Origin of the sequence: Pseudoalteromonas sp. NEC-BIFX-2020_002 (assembly GCF_013002825.1) — a bacterium.
Taxonomy (GTDB): Bacteria; Pseudomonadota; Gammaproteobacteria; order Enterobacterales; family Alteromonadaceae; genus Pseudoalteromonas; species Pseudoalteromonas neustonica.
On sequence record NZ_JABEPJ010000027.1, the window covers coordinates 24,954 to 44,136 of the forward strand.

Consider the following 19,183-nt stretch of genomic DNA (forward strand, 5'->3'; position numbering starts at 1 on the left):
TAATTCCAATGACGTTCGCATCTTGAGGTCATTTGGTATACATGCTTATATTAGCGTGTATTTACTGGTAGGATGAGTTGGGCTTTAAAAATAATAATAGGTAATTTGATGACAATTAAACAAGAGTCGGTTTTTATTAAATTAGCCGACCAACAAACGTTGCATTTACGACGTATATATAACCCAAATAGCCAAGGCCCTGCAGTGTTATTTGTGCATGGTGCAGTTGAAAATGGCAAAATTTTTTATACACATAGTAATAAAGGATTGGCTCCATTTTTAGCTGAGCAAGGGTATGTTTGTTATGTGGCTGACTTACGTGGTCGAGGCGAAAGTAAACCGGGTATTTCAAAGCATGCGCATTATGGTCAAACAGAGGCGATTACCGAGGATATACCCGCTTTCATAGATAAAATAGCTGAACTAGAAGGCAAGCCACCTGCATATTGGGTTGCTCATTCGTGGGGAGGCGTATTGATGAACAGCGTATTTGCTCGATTTCCGCACTATATTGCGGATGTTAAAGCGTGTGCGTATTTTGGTACTAAACGCTCATTGTATAATCATCACCCTAAAAAGTACTTTCAAGGGAATGTTATTTGGTATTTTTTAGCGCCAATTTTAGCTAACAAGCATGGCTACTTACCGGCTAAAAAACTTAAATGGGGCAGTGATGATGAGACTAAAAAATCGCATTATCAAAGTATGCAATGGGCAAAGAAAAAACCGTGGATTGACTCTGATGATGGCTTTGATTACGGCGCGGCTGTGAGTGAGATGCACTTGCCACCGACACTGCATATTGCAGGTGTTAAAGATAAGGCGCTTGCTCAACCCATTGACATTCAAAAGTTCATTGATGAGTCAGGTAAAGGCGTGCAAGACTTACGTATTTATGGGCGTAAGCACGGCCATCAATTTGATTATGATCACATTAATATGCTGACTCATCCTAACGCAAAAGCGGATCAATTTACCGATTTAGTTAATTGGTTTGCTGCGTATTAAGCAATTGACGCAACGGGGCTTCAAAACGTTTCCAACGTTCAACGGCCTTGTTATTTAAGGGCTGGCGTATTGCGTGTTTACTTAGTGTGGAAACTGGTTTTTTAGATTTATAAAAATCCAGACATTGGGGCTCAAAATTACAGCCTAAAAATCCAAACAATTGACTGAGCTGTTCTTTCGGGTTGCTAACTAATTGCTCGTACTCAAGTGTAAAAATCGCATTGGGTAGAGCATTGTGCCAATGTGCCATAAGTGTTTGGTAAAGATCATAGTAAGTTTTAAACTCAGGTACTGAGCAAAAATAAGGCTCATTTTCTGCAAAGTAGTTACTAAATACAGACCAAGCTGTGGCGTTAAAATCACGTTTTAAATCAATAAATTTGGCATTGGGGAATAAGCGCTTAATGAGTCCTAATGATTGATAATTAGCTGGTAGCTTATTGATCATAAAAGCGCGGATTGGCTTCGCTTGTTTGAGCCTATTTGTATAAATAGCACGGCCTTGTTCAATTAATGTGGGCGTTAAGGCTGTTAAACATTCAGGGTAGGGAAGCTTCGTTTGTTGCTCAATAAACGCCACGACATGATTACTGATACTGGTATCTTCGCCAATACTGGCAAACTCACTATGACTTGCTAAAATTTGCTCAAGTAAGGTTGAGCCGGATCTCGGCATACCAATTATAAACACCGGTGTAATAGTGCCTTTAAATCCTTGTTCTATATTCGTAAACAAGGGAGCTGGATTATGCGCAATAATTTGCTGATAAAATGCGGTTAATTCATCGGTATTAAAATCACTTAGCTGGCGTTGTAGCTTATTTGCAAGGGTATAGTAATTGGTTGCTTGTTCAATATCATCTAGTTGATCGTAGCTTTTTGCTAATGCGTAATAGCAGATCATTTTTAAGTGCAGGTTATTTGTTTGCGTTAAAAGGTGATGCAAATTACTGGTGTAATTATGTTGCTTATCAAATCGTCCTAATTGCACTAATTCAAGTAAAATATACGCTGTAACTGGGTAGAGCCCAAGGCTGAGGGCTTGCGCAAAAGTGGTGTGTGCTTTATCAAGCTCCCCATGGGTTAAGTAGTGCTGGGCAAGATAATAATGCGGCTCAGGGTTATGACTTGCCAATGCTTTCGCGTACTCAAGTACTTTAAGTGCATCATTGGGGGAGTTTACGCCGTTAAATGCGTCCGCTAAGGCATGCAATGGCTCAAGCATGTTTGGCAATCGTTCACAGGATCTTTGTAGTAAATATACCGCAGCATCAAAACGTTCTAACCTAAGTGCAATACGGCCAAGGCCAAACAAAGCTTCACCGTTTTGGGGATCCGTATCGAGTAAGGTTTTAAAGTGAAATTCAGCTTCTTTTAAACGGTTGTCGGCAAGTAATTGGTTGGCTTTTTTTAGCAGCATACATTATAGCTATTTGTTTTTTAGTTACTATAAAACGAAAAAGGCGAAATGTCTTGAGCATTTCGCCTGCGTCTTTTAACTTTGTTTAAAAAGTATAAGTTGCTTTAACGTAGTAAAAACCACCGTTAATACCAAATGGCGATGTTTCGTAGTACTTACCACCCCAGTTATTGTTAGGAGCGGCAGTAAAATCCAGCTCTTCAGCATCTTGATCTAATAAGTTTTGTGCACCGACTGACAAACTAATTGAATCATTTACAAAGTAGGTTACTTCGGCGTCAAGTGTTACAGCAGCATCCGCTGTTTTTGCCGTTGCATCGTAATCAACATGAACACCTTGGTATTCACCAAAGTAATTTAGGCGGGTAAACGCTGAGAAACTTTCCCACTGTTGTGCCCAGCTTAGCGTTGCACGATGATTTGGCAAGTCGTTTTCTAGTCGGCTTACTTTAAATGCGCCTGTAATATCACTAGAGCGTGTTACTTCCGTCTCATTCCAGTTGTAGGCTAAGCTAAAGGTTGAACTACCATTAAGTAAATCTGCAGAGTAGTTTGCTACTAAATCAATACCTTGTGTTGTAGTGTCAAAGTCATTAGTGAAGAAGCTTACTTGGGCAAGGCTTTGCACATTAGGAACACCTGCTGCATCTAATACATCTTTATCTGCTTGACTAAGTTCTATTTTTTCAGACTGGCTAATACGATCATCCACTTTGATGTTGTAATAATCTACTGTGAAGAACAAATCACCCATAGTGTAAACAGCACCAAATGTATAACTATTTGACTCTTCTGGTTGTAACTCGGTTCCGCCTTTAAGTATTGCAATAGGGTTTGTTGGTGGTAATAAAGCTGAATCAACCAATACGCCGCTGCTTAAATTTGTTTGTACATTACTGACATTTGCTTGGCCAACAGTCGGAGCGCGAAAACCTGAGCTTATTGACCCTCGTATATTAAGGTCTTCAGTTACGTGGTATTGAGCAGTTAGCTTATAGTTTGTTGTTGAGCCAAAAGAGTCATAATCTTCATAACGAAGTGCTAAGCCCATTAAAAAATCTTCAGTAAAGGGGGCTTCTAAGTCAACATAAGCGGCGTAGTTACGACGAGTGTATTCGCCAGCATCCGAAGGTTTAAAGCCCGGAAAGCCGTTTGAGCCAATACCAAAGCCTTGATCAGTATAAGGGCCTGCTGTAAATGATGCTACATCGCCAGAGGTAACAGTAAAGGTTTCTTCATGCCACTCTAAACCGCCAGCTACATTCAGGTCATACGCTAAACCAAAATCAAAACCTTTAGAAAGGTCAAAGTTAAAGTTTTTCTCAAGTTGCGTGTATTTACCCGGGCTAAAATCTCTTGGGCTATCTAAGCCTAAGGATGCGTTTAATGTATCGTAAATGAAGTAGCGAGATTCATTAAAGCCAACGGTACCACTTAAGTCATAAAATGCACCTTCAAGATAACCACCGGTAAATTCGCCTTTAGTACCGATAGTTAACGATGTATCAGTAATGTTACCGCCAAAGTTAGGCGTAAACCCACCAGGAATAGTTTCATTAAATGCAAAACAGTTTGCTGCAGTAAGAGAGTCGATTGCTGCTTGATCGGGTGCACCATTTGCTTGAAGTTCAACAAGTGGGCAGGCTAACTGTTGATCATAGCCATCAAGTGAGCCAACTAAAACCGTTGGCGTTGCAGCATCCCACGCTTTTTGGCCTTCAGGATTATCATCGCCAGGGCGGCGCATATTAGTACCATTGACATCGCGAATAGTACCGCCATAAACGCCAGGTCGGGTAGTAGGGTTACGATAATAAAAGCCACCTCGAACATCACGTTCTGAGTAGTTACCAAACATATAGAATTCAGAGTCATTTGTAAGCTCTAAGCCTACATTACCAAATATTGAAATATCATCGTTAACTTCAGGAGCTCCCCAAACTTGAGTTAAAGGCGCAATACCTTGAACCCCAGCGGCGGCAAGTGCTGCAGCGTCTGGACGCTGCACTGAGCGGCTAGTCGCATCCGATGTTTTATATTGAAAGCTTAAGTTTGCAAAACCGTTATCAGTAAATGGTAAGCCAATGTTACCAGAGACTTGTGTTGTATCGCCGTCACCTTCGTAATACTGGCCTTTGCGAACTTCTAGGCTACCACCTTCAGAGGCGTCTTTGAGTACAAAGTTCATTACACCTGCAATCGCGTCAGAACCATATTGAGCCGCAGCACCGTCACGCAGTACTTCAACTTGTTTTAGTGCAATGCTAGGGATAACTGAAATATCAGCACCTTGTGCGCCATCATTAATACCGCCGCCTAAAAAAGCAATAACCGATGCACGGTGGCGACGTTTGCCGTTAAGTAAAATTAATGTGCTATCAGAAGGCAGGCCACGTAAATTAGCAGGACGAACAAGTGATGCAGCATCACTGATAGGCATTGAATGAACGTTTAAAGAAGGGATGGCACCTTTTAGCAGCTCGAGCATATCGGTATTACCTGATTTGCCAAGTTCTTCGCCACCGATAATATCGATAGGTACTGGTGAATCACCAATTGAGCGCGGTGCAGAACGAGTTCCTACCACGGCGATTTTTTCTACATTTTTGTTAACTTTGGTTTTCTCACTCTGATCAGCTTCGGCAGCCATCACAGAACCAGACATAAATAAGCCTGCTGTTGTTGTCGCTAGTGCGAACTTTACTGCGTGCTGCAGCGCATTACTTTTAAATTTCATTCTGACTTTCCCCGGTTAGAATTAGATTGTTTAGTTATATTTATTTCGCAAAAATCCATAATGATGAAATTTCGACGCTAATAAGTTATACATACGGTTAATGAATTTTGCAAATCGTTAATATAATGTAATTTTTTTTGGTTTCGTATAGAGGAAAATTGAAAGTAAACTTACCTAACTGAAAATAAATGCTTTTTTTTGAAAAGGAAAAATGAAGTGGTTGAAAATCAAGCTGTTTATGAGGTCAAATGTTAAAAAATAAATTGTATATGTTGTTTTTATGACATCATATTGAATTGATTTAGTAGGAGATTTTAGTCTTGCTAGCTAAAATCCTGTTGCCACTGTTTTAATTTATCTCTGTATTCATCCCATACACATGGACAGCAACTCCCCCCACCACAACATTCATCAGGTGCTGGCTTTTGTGGCTTTGGTTGTTCAATTTGTGGCTTGGGCGCTGCTTTAGTTTGTTGCATTATATTCACTAGTTGATATTGGAGATTTAAAAAGAAACTATTATAGCGTATGAGCCCATTTTTAATAGCAAACACTTCTTTTTTCAAATATATATACGACTTATTAAATTGTGCTTTGTTAAGTGCTTAGGCTATGTGAGAATAGAGTTTATGCGAATATATAAAGTTATTCACCGAGCTCCTGTGCGGGTGGCAAAAATTAGTAAAAAGCGCCAACAGTTGCGTTTTAGGCGCGCTATGGTGGCTTTAAAACTTGCTTTGGCACAAGAGAAGCAAGAAACTAAAGAGATGCTTACAATTTACCGGCGTTACACCCAAGGAGATGTAAGTAAAGAGGATTTACAAAAAGCAAATGCACAATTTGTTGATATTCTTAAAGGGTTAGGGCTTGGTGTGTTTGCTGTTTTACCCTTTGCGCCTATTACTATTCCTTTGGTTGTTAAATTAGGACAATGGGTGGGTGTTGATGTTTTACCGAGTTCTTTTAATATTAATAAACCGATTAAAGAGATAGATAAACAGATTGCCTTAGAAGATGCTGAGGCTAAAAAGCATGAGACAAATGTAAAAAAATAATGCCAGCGAGTTAAATGGATAGTTATCAAGCTATACCTTTTAGGATTAGATATTGGTATGCTTGTTCATTATATTATTTTAAATGAGTCATTTAATGAGCGCATTAATTCGTCATAGTTCCTCTGGTATACCCTTATCTTTCATTGTTAAAAATGGCTTAGCTGAATGGCAAGAACAACAGCCGATTTTTTTACAAAATTGGTTAAACAGTTGTGATTTTGAGAAACAAGGCCTCGCTTTAGTTGTTAATCCACAAAGTGGCGCATTAAGCCATGTTTATTGTTTAGTACATAGTATTGATGATTTCTGGTTAGCTGGAGATCTTGCAAATAAGCTACCTGCTGGCACTTACCAAATACAAGAATGTGAGCAACAACTAGAACAGATTGCACTTGGTTTTATGTTAGGCGGCTATGAGTTTAGCGAATATAAAGAAAAAAGCGCAGTAAAAGCACAATTAGCAATTGCAGATGAAGTGCTATTTGAACGCTTAAAGCAACAAGCTAATGCTATTTATTTGGTCCGTGATTTAGTGAATACACCCGCCGCTGACATGATGCCGCAGCATTTGTCGCAAGTAATGGCGGATTTGGCACAAACCTACGAAGGTGACTTTAGCGAGTGGGTTGGTGATGAGTTACTAGAGCAAAACTACCCAACAATTCATATGGTTGGACGTGCGAGCGAGAATAAGCCACGATTACTTGACCTACACTGGGGTAAAAAAGATGCTCCTTTGATCACGTTAGTAGGTAAAGGTGTGTGTTTTGACTCGGGTGGGCTTGATTTAAAACCAAGCTCAGGTATGCGCAACATGAAAAAAGACATGGGCGGCGCAGCGCATGTTATAGGATTAGCTCAGCTTATTATGGCTGCCAATTTACCGGTGCGATTACGTGTGTTAGTGCCCGCTGTTGAAAACGCAGTGTCACGTAATGCATTTCGCCCAGGGGATGTGATTAAAACGCGTAAAGGAATAATGGTCGAAATTGATAATACAGATGCCGAAGGGCGCTTAGTATTATGTGATGCACTTACTGAAGCCCAAAATGATGATCCAGAGTTGATTGTTGATTTTGCTACGCTAACGGGTGCTTGCCGTGTTGCTTTAGGGACCGAGTTACCGGGTTTTTTCTCAACTGAGCGTGATGTTGCTAACGGTATAATTGATGCAGGTATGCATGTGAGTGATCCTGTATGGCAATTACCCTTATTTGAGCAGTATAAAAGTTTGTTAAAAAGTGACGTAGCTGATATGGCTAACTGTGCCAGTGTTCCATTTGGTGGTGCAATAACCGCAGCTCTATATTTAAAAGAATTTGTAGAGCCGAAAACGCCATGGGTACATTTTGATGTTATGGCGTGGAATATTCGCTCATTACCGGGGCGCCCAGTTGGCGGTGAAGCTTTAGGTATTCGTGCGGTATTTAACTACTTACAAAACCGTTTTAAGTAATTAAAGTAATTAATGAGCTTTACGATGGTGCTTAGGTATTTATCGTAAAGCTCATTAATGCTGTTTAGGTAACTATTTAGCGATACTTTTTATCGCTACTTTTTATTGATATAGTTACCGACAGCGTGGTTATTTGCGATCGGTACCTTCGCATGCTGCTACAGCGGGTGCAATTAGCTCTAACCCTGTTTTATCACATGGCGGTAATACGGCATCACTGATGGCAATCGGTTCTACACGCTTACCCCATTTAATATAACTTGCAGCCCACGTTAAACCTGCTCCAAATGCAGCAGACATTATATTGGCATGTGGTTTTATTAAACCTTGCTCTACAGCTTCACATAATGCGATTGCAATGGTTGCCGCTGATGTATTACCGTATTCACCAATGTTTACCATTACTTTTTCGTCAGCAACTTTTAAGCGCTGTTGGATAGCCTGAATAATACGTAAATTAGCCTGATGCGGAACAAGTACATCAATTTCATCAAGGCTTAAATCTGCTTGTGTTAACACATCATCGCACGCTTCGCTCATCCCTTTAACTGCACGTTTGAAAATCTCACGGCCTTCAAAGAGTAAGTCTGACGGGCCAATAGGCTGGTATTTATTTAAGTCGCTGCCACAGTTTCTAATGTGTAAAATATCACGATCTTCACTATCACAACCCGCTTTAGTAGCAAGTAGTCCAGCGGGTGACTCTGCAGCCTCAAGAACAACCGCTCCTGCGCCGTCACCAAATAATACTGCACTGTCACGACGTTCCCAGTTTATATACCAAGTCATCCGCTCAGCGGCAATAACCACTGCTTTTTTAATCATGCCTGCTTGTATTTGTGCTGTTGCTGCTTGTAGTGCATATAAAAAACCTGAGCATGCAGCATTTGTATCCATAGCTGCTGCACCTACGGCACCAATATTTTTTTGCACAAGCGATGCCGTATTAGCCACCATTGTAGAGGGGGTGCAGGTTGCGAGTATGACTAGGTCAATATCTTTAGCATCAACGCCAGCACAGGCAAGCGCATGTTTAGCTGCAACTGTTGCCAGTTCAGCAGTAGTAACATGGCTTACTCTGCGGGCTTTTATCCCAGTGCGCGAGGTGATCCATTCATCATTAGTATCAACAATTTGGCTAATATCATCATTAGTGATACGAGCCGGTGGAATGCATTTACCCCAACCAGTTATATGTGCGTAAGTCATTATGTGTTCTCTTTAAATGGTCAGAAATCTTTCATCTATGGTGTGTTTTATACCAAAAACCCAGCTACAAGACTAGGTCATAGGTCTGTTACATCGTAAATAATGGTAATTACACGTTAATTACGGTAATGGTAGTTGAAAAAAGAGGCAAACATGAAACAAAAACTATTAACTACACTCGCAACTTTGAGCTTAACGCTACTTTCACCGCAAAGTATTGCAACAGATACCACCGTTATATATGCGGGTTCCGTGTTATTAGGGGCGAAGCAAACACTTGAAAAACAGCGCACCATAATAATTAAAGACAACATTATCACAGACATTGTTAAAGGCTTTCCAAGTGTTGTCGAACTTAAATTACCTGATGCGCATGTTTTTGATTTAAAAAATCAGTTTGTGCTGCCAGGGCTGATTGATATGCATGTTCATGTAACTTTTGAGCGTGATGCGACAGTTAACCCGCATCAATGGCTAACTGAATATGAAGCTGATAACGCGCTGCGTTCGATAAAATATTTAAAACGTAGTTTAGATGCTGGGTTTACATCGGTACGTGATTTAGGGGGGAATTATAAAGTTATTTTTCCGCTTAAGCGCGCAGTAGAACGAGGTGATATTACAGGGCCACGAATTTTTGCTGCGGGAAATGCAATAACAGCAACCGGCGGACATGGCGACTTACATGGTTACCGTAAAGAAGTAAGTGATGTAATGACGAGCAGTTTAGGCGTGTGCAATGGTGCCGATGATTGCCGCCGAGCTGTACGAAATGTCATAAAAAATGGCGCTGACGTGATCAAAATCACAGCAACAGGTGGTGTGTTGAGTAATACTGCCGCGGGTGTTAATCAACAATTAAGTGATGATGAACTGGCTGCAATAGTCGATACTGCACACCATTTAGGGCGTAAGGTCACAGCTCATGCCCATGGAACGAAGGGTATTAATGCGGCGCTAAAAGCAGGTGTTGATTCAATTGAGCATGGCTCTTATTTAACAAAAGAGAGCATGGAACTATTTAATAAAACCAACGCGTATTTAGTGCCAACATTATTAGCTGGTGCAACGGTGAGTAAAGAGGTGCTTAGTAATCCAAACATGCCAACAGCCATTGCTGACAAAGTACGCGAGGTCGCCCCTAAAATGGAAGCCTCATTTAAGCTGGCACTTAAAAACAAGGTTAACATTGCATTTGGAACTGATTCAGGCGTTTCTCGTCATGGGCTTAATGCGGATGAGTTTGTGCTGTTAGTTAAATATGGAATGAGTGAAAAACAGGCTATTATGTCAGCAACGGTTGATGCAGCAAAGTTACTTGGTCAACAAGACAGGCTAGGGCAGTTGAGTGTTGGTAAACAAGCAGATATCATCAGCGTAAATGGCTCACCTCTTGATGACATAACGACATTAAAAAATGTGCAGTTTGTGATGAAAGCAGGCAACGTATATAAAAACCAATTGTAAGGTACATCATGGGCAGCAAAATAAAGGCATCATTGTTTAATCATTTAATTGATGCAGAACGACAATTACTTGATCCAGAAGTCCGCCAATCAGAGCAAGCTTTGGACGCATTATTAGACGATGATTTTATCGAAATTGCTGCCAATGGGACTGTTTTTAATAAGTACCAAGTGTTAACACGATTGCCGACAGAAGTTGTTCCGCAATTTTATAATCAACACTTTAAAGGGCGTATGCTTAGTGATGAAATCGTACAGCTAAGCTATCAAGCTGCTTATCGGCGCTCAGCGCGTGCTGAATTTAATTACTCATTACGTATGTCGTTGTGGCGCTTAACCGATGGACATTGGAAAATGGTTTTTCATCAAGGCACTCCCTGTGCTGTTTTTAGTATTTCGATGGATGACGATTAAACACCACTACTCTTTTATTTGCTCAAAAACTCCTTAGGCAAAAAATATGGCATTTTTAATGCGCACAGATCCTGCTATTAGCCGTTTGCTGATGTTACGCAGTGGCGCAATTGTAATTCAGCTCATCGCGGTTATTGCCGTATACTTTTTATTAGGTCATCAAATAGCATTACTGCCTTTGCTGGTGGTTATTTCGCTAGAAGCCGTATTTCAGATTTTAAGTGTTATTGCTTATCGTAATGTTGGTAAAGCCAAAGAGCTTGGGATGTTGATGCAGCTTACGGCTGATGTACTTTTTTTAGCTGTCTTACTCTCCTTTAGTGGCGGGGCAACAAATGCGTTTGTGTCGTTATTATTATTACCTATTATGATTGCAGCAGTGAGCGTAAGCGCTAAAGGACTTGCATATATAGCCATGCTAGCAATTGCCGCATACAGTATTTTATTATTTAAAATGCCACAACACACTATGCATCATATGGATATGACCAGTCACTTTATCGGGATGTGGGTTAACTTTGTCATAAGCGCCAGTGTTATAGCACTGGTAGTCGGGGCAATGAACCGTGCACTACATTCAAGAGAACGCATTATTGCCAGCACCCGCGAAAAACAATTAAGAGCAGAGCAGCTTGTAACTCTCGATGGCGCAGCTGCGCAAATAACTCATCAATTAGCAAGTCCAATAACAAACTTACAATTACTGTTTGAAGAATTAATTGATGAGCAACCCGATAACCCAATTGTTGCCGATATGCAGCAACCCTTACAGCAATGCACTAATCAGTTGAGCAATTTTAGACGGCTATCAGAGCAGCTAAGATCTCAAGGCAAAACAGTTTCAATGCCCTTGTCTAGCTTAGCTGAACAAATACAAGATACGATGTTGTTACAATACCCTAGTCAACAACTAATATGGGAAAATGAAACACCACAATACACGGTTATCAGCGATGCAATGTTGTTACCTGCCATTTTAAATCTGCTTCAAAATGCGGTAACAGCAAATCAGCAAACAGCAAAACAAACAATCACATTAAGTTGGCAGCTATTTCCGCAAAAACAACCTGTTGCGATTAATTTATCAATTCGAGATTTTGGTAAGGGCTTTACAGCAGATCAATTAAGCGAGCTAGGAGGCCAACTTATGCCCAGCGAAACAGGTATGGGAATGGCAGTGCTACTGTCAAATGTGACGCTTGAACGCCTGCAAGGATCATTAACGTTATTTAACCACCCTCAAGGCGGCGGTGTAGCGAAAGTTCAATTAGCAATAACGGCAAAACAAGAGGCCGTTTTATGAAGTTACTTATCATAGAAGATGATATTAATTTAGCAAATACGCTCGCGCGCGGCCTCACCAAACAAGGATTTAATTGCGAAAAAGCGCACGATAGTCACAATGCGTTACTCGTTGCAAAAACGTTTTTACCCACTCATATATTATTAGATATGAAATTAGCAGACGACAATGGTTTAACGTTGATTTCACCGTTGCGTAATATATTACCGAATTCTCACTTGGTGTTACTGACAGGGTTTGCAAGTATAGCAACCGCCGTTGAAGCAATGCGTTTAGGGGCTAACGACTACCTAACTAAGCCGGTCGATATGCTGACTTTAGTTAAAGCGCTAAAAGGTATAAGCGAGGCTATTTCTGACCTACCAGTGGATCCTGCAACGACGGTTATGTCTACAGAACGCTTACAATGGGAGCATATTCAGCAAGTTTTACACAGTAATCAGGGGAATGTATCAGCCACTGCGCGCCAACTTAATATGCATAGGCGTACACTACAACGTAAGTTACAAAAAAAGCCCGTTCAAAAATAAAAGTGCTGTCAAATGAGAAAACCCTGAATATTTCTTCTTTATAAGCGCCGCTACTGGTTGCTGCTTCGGCTATTATTAACTACAGTGAAATAATAATCACTTTTTGTGCAGTTAACATGAGTTGTATTTATGGATTTTTCTCAATTAAATATTTTAGCAATCCTACTAGCGGCATTATCAGCCTTTATGCTTGGTGGCATTTGGTATTCACCTTTACTCTTTCAACGAACTTGGATGGAAGGTTGCGGGTTAACAGAGATAGATTTGAAAAACTCTGATCCAAAATGGATTTTTGGCGGCAGTTTTGTTTTATCTTTAATTATGGCGTTCAGTTTATCGTTATTTATTGGACCGCACCCCACACTTGGAGTGGCCGTTGGCGCTGGTTTTGCAATAGGCATTTGTTGGGTGAGTAGTTCGTTCGGGATGAGCTATATTTTCGAACAGCGACCACTTAAGTTATTTTTAGTAAACAGCGGCTATCATGTTTTGCAATTTACTTTAATGGGCTTAGTGTTGGGGATGTGGCCTTAAACTGTTAAAGTACACGCACTATTTTATGTAAAGTAATTCCTAAATGGCTAAACCGAATAAAAAAGGCCCAACAAAAACGGTCGATGTTTATTGTGCTAATTGCAAAACACCCCTCTTTAAATATCGCAAAGGAGGGAAGGGAGCATTAATTAAATGCTTTATTGAACGTATAACCCAAGATCACACCACCAAACCCTGTGTGTGCCCCCAGTGTGACAAATCCTTCGCAAGAGAAACCATGGTCCGCGGCGCGCCCGCGTATAAAATGATTGGTGGCAAAGTCACATTTAAATAACAGTAAGTACTTGCTTGTCTGTTTCAGTTAATGGGAGAGTACTAATTGATTTTCATAGTGAACTCTAGCCATTATTCACTAAGCTTTCCGCATTCAATAGCCGTTAATAAGCACGGTGACTTGGGTTGATGCTGCGTATCACGAAGCACACTCACAAGTGTTGGCTCAATGGTGCCCTCCCTAAAAATATTTATTCCCAGCTGATTTCATGCGATACATTTGTTGTTTTGCTGCCAATAAATAATTAGGATGGGTGTCATCTTAGTTCCTTCTGAAAGGATTTATGAATCCGAAAACCACTGAATTTGGTAATGCATATAGCCGTACCGCGATTGCAGGGGTTGTGGGCGGCACCGTGTCTAAACTTACGGGTGGAAAGTTTGCCAATGGCGCCGTCACCTCAGCAATGCAATGGTGGTATAATGCTGAAGGAGCAGGGGCTGTTGAAGCCAAAAAGCAGCAGATTAAAGAACATGCACAAGCGGTTCGTGAGCATTTAGCTAAATTAAACTATAGAGATATAGGAGATCGAGCTAAGATAGCTGGATGGGCTATCAGGGGCGGCTATACAAAAGGTAATGGAGCGAATATTGTGAGGTCTAGTCTTGTTGCTAGACGAACTCGGACTTTTATGATAAACGACCTAAGTGTGGATGCATTTAATGAGTTGTTACCTTCAGCTATGTCGATTGCCAGTGGCGGCATGACATTAATAGGAGATCCCGAACAAACAATTAAACAAGCTGTTGGAGTCTCTCTACCTAATATTGGCGTGATGGCTCAAGCTGATGGGGCCTTGGGACTATGGGCGGCGGCATCGGCGGCAAATAATTATTATAGCCGTTCAGACAGTTTTAAAATGACTCTCAACAAACTAGATAGCCGCTCGTTGAAATATTATGCAGAAAATTGTGGAAGTGGATTCAGATGTTAAAAAGAATACTCCAAACTATTCTCTTAGGTTTATTTTCTAATATTTGTTATGCGGGGTGTAACTTGTCTGCATATGAAGTTGAAGTTATGAAAATTTATCGTTTTATTGATAAAAGTCCTATTGAATCTTTGAAACATTTTAATCTAGAGAGTTCTGAGGGTTTGGAAGTGGGCATACCTAAAGACTCTAGCTATTATAGTGAAAATATAGGCACGGACGAGCGACCTCTAGTTGTGAATATATATGAAAATGATAACTACGAACTTCATTTTACAGAGATGCTAGTTAACGCGCTACCAACTATAAACCTTGTTAATAATAATTACTTTGATGTTTTGATTTCCATTATTAATGATTTTAGAAAAGATAATACCTTGTCCTGTAAGCCTGAAAAAATCGCAAATTATTTGGCTCTTACTTCACTTGTTGTACATTCAGGGTCAAAATATATTGAGGTTTTTTCGTCTAAAACTGAAAATGTAATTGTTTGGTATCACGAAGGCGACTGGAAAGATGCGAGCTTTATAATTAAGACCAAGTATAATGATCGGATCTTAATTGGTGGGGTTTTAGAAAAGGAAATAAATAAATAAATTTAAAAAATAAATACAATAGGACAAAAAATAGGGGTCAGATCACTTGCTTCATAATACTTAATCATGATCCCCCTGTATATACAAACCATTGGGACAGACACTTGATATTATTGGTCTGTTAAATGGTGTTCATGGCACTGGGAACGTACAAGGGATGACAAATTATGTCGAAAAAGAAAGTGGAAATTAAAGGGCAAGTTATGATTTATGCCATTTCCATAGCTTTAATATTATTTTTACCGTTAGTTGCAGCAACAAAAGCTGCTGTTGAAACATATTTATTTTTACTAGCTGGAATTATTGCGTTAATTTTTTTGGAAAAATTTAAGATTATTAGTTTTAAAAAATAAGTTGTTGAAGGGAGTTGTATTAATGAATTACCTTATATCATTAATAATTTGCTCTTTTAGTTTTTTTTATGATTATCATATTCCAATGTTAATCGCTGTGGCTATATACATGTTTTCTTTTAAAGGTAAAATAATTCAATGTAGCGAGGAGATGATTCACCAAAAGATAAATAAATAGAGGCAGATATTTCCTTTTTCTTTTATTGCGATTAAAGCTTTATATTAAAAGTTAAAATAGCTTTTTTGAGAGTTTACTGTTTAAAGTGAGTGTTTTCTTATTATGTGTTTTTTCAGCTTTGCTAGTTCAGAATCATAGGTTGGATCTTAAGAAACTTGAAGTTGAACTCTGTTAATGATCAAACATACCTTAGTTCTTAATATTGAATTAGTTGACCACAACAGTTTGATGGCTTTAATAGTGCCGCAGTGGAGGAAGCTATGCCATATGCGATGACTATAATTGAAGGTGGTATGACCCTAATTGGAGATCCATTAGGTACTATCGCAACCTCAGTCGGGCCTTCCGTGCCCCAAGCTGCGTGGTATGGTCAAGCTAGCGGCATAATGGGAGTTTGGAGCGCAACTTTAACGGCGGATCAGTATTATGAGAAATCGCAATCGTTCATGCATTCAATAAATGAAATTGAAAAGTCTTATATAAGGGACGTTGCACCAAAATGCGGGGATACAATGAGATGTTGGTAAGATTATTGATATTACTAATGATAAGTATTTCATCAGTGGCTTTTTCATGTGAAAAAACAATAGAGGCAATAAAACTTATAGAGCTTAATTATGTTACTGGTTTAAAAGTACCGTTCAAACAGTTTCAGATTGAAACGGAATCAAAAGTTTTATTTGAGCGTGACATACTAACGGCCAAAGGGGAGTTTATTAGCAAGGAAAAGGTTAATATTGGAGCACGTACTTTTGAAATACATAATTACCGAAGTGAACGTTATGATATAAGTTATAGTATAGATAAAACACCATCAGTTGAACATGAAGGTAGTCGCTTCAATAAGCTGCTTAATTTAATCGATGACCTTTATAAATTACCTATATGTAGTGCGGATTTTATAGATAACTGGCGGAACTTAGCTGTCACTTTAGAAATTTCAAGTAAACCCAAAGTTCGCTATATTTATGTTGATAAAAAAAATAGACAAGTTGTTTTATTCGAAAATTATGACTGGCACAGTTTTTACCCATCAAAAGATAATACAAAATTAATAATCGGTAGTGGTTACCTAAAAGAATAAATAGAGACAGATATTTCCTTTTTCTTTTATTGCGATTAAAGCTTTATATTAAAAGTTAAAATAGCTTTTTTGAGATTTTAATAGCAAAGAATAGGGGCAGGCCTTTCTTCTTGCCTTTTTATCATGATAGTTATTTTTAATAAGGATATTAAATTCAATGTTCTTAAAGGTTTTATATTCTAATTCAATACAGAATAAACTAGACAGCCACTTTAATTGAGCAAATAAAACTGTGCTACTAAGTTTACTCTTTTGGGCTAAAAACTTATCTCTTCTTGAATTCAAGTATCAAACTTTAGGATGGGTGTCATCTTAAGATATTTTTTTACCTTTACTAGAAAGAGTAAATATCTCCCCATAAAACTGGTTAAAACTGACCACGCAATTTTCGCGCGTATGTCATGGCGCAGTAGGTAGAGTGTCATCGCACACACGTTACTGCGAAAATTTACACAGAAAACGGCGAACGAACATCAGCAACTGCGAAAAGTTACTAGCGTAGTGTTCACACACTTTTAAATCTTAAAATTGCTCTTCAAGAGAAAAGCGTATGTGCCTGTAATGTAGGAGCCTAAATTTTTGAATTTAGCCAAATTCGGAACTTAAGTTTTGGAACTGTGTTTAAATCGTGATTATGTCGAAAATGTTTACTTACTAATGATGTCAAGCGGTGTGTTTGTTGTTTTTTTTCAATAAATAATTAAGATGGGTGTCAACTTAAGTTCTTAATGCCATGTTTAAAAACATTAACAGGTAGTTTTATAGAAACAAGTGATTGGATAACAGTATTCCTTTACTTTCAATCAAAAGGGTATTATATAATCACTTTTTCCGAATTTAGAATGAGTTAAATATTATGTTGGTAGAAATAGCAATTGCCGATGCATATGGTGCGGGTTTTGAGTTTGTAGATCAGGAAATTATATCAGCCGAAAATAACCTCGAGACCTTTCGTGCGCATCAATTGTCTAACATTGCTGGGTGTTATACTGATGACACTCAAATGTCATTAGCGCTGTCTGAGTTAATGTTAAACGACGTTGACTGGACTGAAGCCCATATAGCCGAGGCATTTTTTCAATGCTATAAGCGTGATCCTGTGCATGGCTACGCAAAGCGACTACAAACGGCATTTTCTGAGGCGAGAAATGCAGACCATTTTGCAAGGTTAGTTAAAACGGATAGCTTTGGCAATGGGGCAATGATGCGAGCTGTTCCAATTGGCTTTTTTAAAGATGAGGTTGTAGTAATACGCAATGCTACTATACAGGCACGTGTTACCCATGATCATCAGATTGCTGTCGATGCTGCGGTTTGCATTGCTCTTGCTGCACATGCAGGCTTGCACTGCAAAGCAACACTTAAAACATTGCCGGAGTATCTTGCATCTCAAGGATACGAGATTGACCTAAATTGGCAGGGAAGAGTACGTGCAGTGTCAGGAGATACTTTGTCTGCAGTAATGTCTAATCTAACGCGGCATTTTAGTTATGAAGCTTTGATAAAGTCAGCTGTTGACTGTGGTGGAGACACCGATAGTGTCGCCTCAATTAGTTGCGGAATAGCAAGTTGTTATGATGGTGTTGATAAAACTCTTCCAAATAAGCTCGTTACTAATTTTTCTAAGGACGACTTTGGATTAGATTATCTCAGAGATTTAGACATTCAACTTAAGAATAAGTTTTTGTGATAGTACAAACCATTGGGACAGACACTTGATATTATTGGTCTGTTAAATGGTGTTCATGGCACTGGGATCGTACAAGGGATGACAAATTATGTCGAAAAAGAAAGTGGAAATTAAAGGGCAAGTTATGATTTATGCCATTTCCATAGCTTTAATATTATTTTTGCCGTTAGTTGCAGTAACAAAAGCTGCTGTTGAAACATATTTATTTTTACTAGCTGGAATGAATAAACTAGACAGCCATTTTAATTGAGCAAATAAAACTGCGCTACTAAGTTTACTCTTTTGGGCTAAAAACTTATCTCTTCTTGAATTCAAGTATCAAACTTTAGGATGGGTGTCATCTTTGTTTGTGTTTTAAAACGGCAAATGTCACTCTCTTTTTCAATGGATTGACGCTTACAATTTTCCGCTAGTAGCTTTAGTACACGGTGTATCTTGTGGCTGCACCGTGTTTGCTCCATGCAATCTAGAATATCATCCAACCAAAGATAACTGCACTTGCTCGTTCTAAATGTCGAGATCGCACACTTAAACATAGTTGCTGCACTATGGCAGATAAAACGCTTGATAAGTGTTTGCAGTATGCTCAGCCAAACCAGTGATTCGGCAATGTGTGGATCTCGTGTGATAAACCCTTTAAGGTTATTCCATGACTTTAGCTCTTTGAAAAACAGCTCAATTTGCCAACGAGTTGCGTATATATCGAGTAACTCGTCAAAGTTAAACTGTACTTCTTTTAAATTAGTAACAAGAAAAACGGGGCGCTTTTCATCCGGTAAATAGCTAAGTCTGTACTGGGGTCCATTTTTCTTCCAACGTACTGTTAATTCAAGTGGTTGACTTGCGAATTTATCGAGTAACGTTTTGAGTTTAATATTCTTCTCTTTGAGTTCTATACCCGCGCAATAAGCTGATGTAACGATT

At 39.2% G+C, this 19,183-nt stretch carries 20 protein-coding genes and 1 pseudogene; 15 read left to right on the forward strand and 6 right to left on the reverse strand.

Features of this window, described 5'->3' with window-relative positions; genetic code table 11:
* Positions 1-108 precede the first annotated feature (108 nt).
* Positions 109-1,008 (forward strand): alpha/beta fold hydrolase, encoded by a 900-nt coding sequence (locus HJP15_RS20305; RefSeq protein WP_054454023.1) that lies wholly within the window; start codon positions 109-111, stop codon positions 1,006-1,008.
* Here the strand turns inward: HJP15_RS20305 and HJP15_RS20310 are convergent.
* From HJP15_RS20310 to HJP15_RS20320, 3 genes are all read right to left on the reverse strand, one after another.
* Positions 986-2,428: a tetratricopeptide repeat-containing sulfotransferase family protein gene (locus HJP15_RS20310; RefSeq protein WP_170174497.1), complete on the reverse strand. Its 1,443-nt coding sequence runs from the start codon at positions 2,426-2,428 to the stop codon at positions 986-988. The genes HJP15_RS20305 and HJP15_RS20310 overlap by 23 nt on opposite strands.
* An 85-nt stretch (positions 2,429-2,513) precedes the next feature.
* Positions 2,514-5,165 (reverse strand): TonB-dependent receptor plug domain-containing protein, encoded by a 2,652-nt coding sequence (locus tag HJP15_RS20315; protein WP_054204991.1) that lies wholly within the window; start codon positions 5,163-5,165, stop codon positions 2,514-2,516.
* Between the two features lie 323 nt (positions 5,166-5,488).
* The gene (locus HJP15_RS20320) at positions 5,489-5,644 is read right to left on the reverse strand and encodes an oxidoreductase-like domain-containing protein (RefSeq protein ID WP_170174498.1); all 156 of its coding nucleotides are present in this window, start codon (positions 5,642-5,644) and stop codon (positions 5,489-5,491) included.
* 150 nt (positions 5,645-5,794) lie between these two features.
* Here HJP15_RS20320 and HJP15_RS20325 point away from each other — a divergent pair, with 150 nt between their 5' ends.
* Both HJP15_RS20325 and HJP15_RS20330 read left to right on the forward strand, forming a co-directional pair.
* The gene (locus HJP15_RS20325) at positions 5,795-6,220 is read left to right on the forward strand and encodes a hypothetical protein (RefSeq protein WP_054204989.1); all 426 of its coding nucleotides are present in this window, start codon (positions 5,795-5,797) and stop codon (positions 6,218-6,220) included.
* 94 nt (positions 6,221-6,314) lie between these two features.
* Positions 6,315-7,676 (forward strand): leucyl aminopeptidase family protein, encoded by a 1,362-nt coding sequence (locus HJP15_RS20330; RefSeq protein ID WP_170174499.1) that lies wholly within the window; start codon positions 6,315-6,317, stop codon positions 7,674-7,676.
* A gap of 129 nt (positions 7,677-7,805) precedes the next feature.
* On the opposite strand, the gene HJP15_RS20335 is transcribed toward HJP15_RS20330, so the two are convergent.
* Positions 7,806-8,885: a ketoacyl-ACP synthase III gene (locus HJP15_RS20335; protein WP_054204987.1), complete on the reverse strand. Its 1,080-nt coding sequence runs from the start codon at positions 8,883-8,885 to the stop codon at positions 7,806-7,808.
* Between the two features lie 153 nt (positions 8,886-9,038).
* On the opposite strand from HJP15_RS20335, the gene HJP15_RS20340 reads away from it, so the two are divergent.
* The 12 genes and pseudogenes from HJP15_RS20340 to HJP15_RS20390 all read left to right on the forward strand — a co-directional run bounded on the left by HJP15_RS20340 (position 9,039) and on the right by HJP15_RS20390 (position 18,259).
* Positions 9,039-10,352 carry a metal-dependent hydrolase family protein gene (locus HJP15_RS20340; RefSeq protein ID WP_170174500.1) on the forward strand — a complete coding sequence of 438 codons (1,314 nt, stop codon included), beginning with the start codon at positions 9,039-9,041 and terminating at the stop codon, positions 10,350-10,352.
* Between the two features lie 8 nt (positions 10,353-10,360).
* A complete protein-coding gene (locus HJP15_RS20345) occupies positions 10,361-10,765 on the forward strand; it encodes a nuclear transport factor 2 family protein (RefSeq protein WP_054204986.1) in 405 nt (134 codons plus the stop codon).
* Positions 10,766-10,823: 58 nt separating this feature from the next.
* Positions 10,824-12,068 (forward strand): sensor histidine kinase, encoded by a 1,245-nt coding sequence (locus HJP15_RS20350; RefSeq protein ID WP_054205067.1) that lies wholly within the window; start codon positions 10,824-10,826, stop codon positions 12,066-12,068.
* Positions 12,065-12,598, forward strand: a complete 534-nt coding sequence (locus tag HJP15_RS20355; protein ID WP_170174501.1) for a response regulator transcription factor — start codon at positions 12,065-12,067, stop codon at positions 12,596-12,598. The genes HJP15_RS20350 and HJP15_RS20355 overlap by 4 nt, the downstream gene beginning before the upstream one ends.
* A gap of 129 nt (positions 12,599-12,727) precedes the next feature.
* A complete protein-coding gene (locus HJP15_RS20360) occupies positions 12,728-13,132 on the forward strand; it encodes a DUF1761 domain-containing protein (protein ID WP_170174502.1) in 405 nt (134 codons plus the stop codon).
* A gap of 43 nt (positions 13,133-13,175) precedes the next feature.
* Positions 13,176-13,427: a hypothetical protein gene (locus HJP15_RS22075; RefSeq protein WP_170174503.1), complete on the forward strand. Its 252-nt coding sequence runs from the start codon at positions 13,176-13,178 to the stop codon at positions 13,425-13,427.
* Between the two features lie 283 nt (positions 13,428-13,710).
* Complete coding sequence (locus tag HJP15_RS20370) at positions 13,711-14,361, forward strand: hypothetical protein (RefSeq protein ID WP_170174504.1); 651 nt, start codon at positions 13,711-13,713, stop codon at positions 14,359-14,361.
* Entirely contained in the window at positions 14,355-14,954 is a 600-nt protein-coding gene (locus HJP15_RS20375; RefSeq protein ID WP_170174505.1) for a PLP-dependent aminotransferase family protein, read from the forward strand. Before HJP15_RS20370 ends, HJP15_RS20375 begins: the two co-directional genes overlap by 7 nt.
* A 167-nt stretch (positions 14,955-15,121) precedes the next feature.
* The gene (locus HJP15_RS20380; RefSeq protein WP_170174506.1) at positions 15,122-15,307 is read left to right on the forward strand and encodes a hypothetical protein; all 186 of its coding nucleotides are present in this window, start codon (positions 15,122-15,124) and stop codon (positions 15,305-15,307) included.
* Positions 15,308-16,029: 722 nt separating this feature from the next.
* Positions 16,030-16,569 (forward strand): hypothetical protein, encoded by a 540-nt coding sequence (locus tag HJP15_RS20385; protein ID WP_170174507.1) that lies wholly within the window; start codon positions 16,030-16,032, stop codon positions 16,567-16,569.
* Between the two features lie 325 nt (positions 16,570-16,894).
* Positions 16,895-17,071, forward strand: a pseudogene (locus HJP15_RS22080) (transposase); the annotation flags it as partial.
* Positions 17,072-17,425: 354 nt separating this feature from the next.
* A complete protein-coding gene (locus HJP15_RS20390) occupies positions 17,426-18,259 on the forward strand; it encodes an ADP-ribosylglycohydrolase family protein (RefSeq protein ID WP_170174508.1) in 834 nt (277 codons plus the stop codon).
* Positions 18,260-18,388: 129 nt separating this feature from the next.
* On the opposite strand, the gene HJP15_RS20395 is transcribed toward HJP15_RS20390, so the two are convergent.
* Together HJP15_RS20395 and HJP15_RS20400 are read right to left on the reverse strand one after the other, a co-directional pair.
* Positions 18,389-18,574 (reverse strand): hypothetical protein, encoded by a 186-nt coding sequence (locus HJP15_RS20395; protein WP_170174509.1) that lies wholly within the window; start codon positions 18,572-18,574, stop codon positions 18,389-18,391.
* Positions 18,571-19,183: transposase (locus HJP15_RS20400; protein WP_170174510.1), on the reverse strand; the 613-nt coding region annotated here is incomplete at its 5' end. The genes HJP15_RS20400 and HJP15_RS20395, both read right to left, overlap by 4 nt.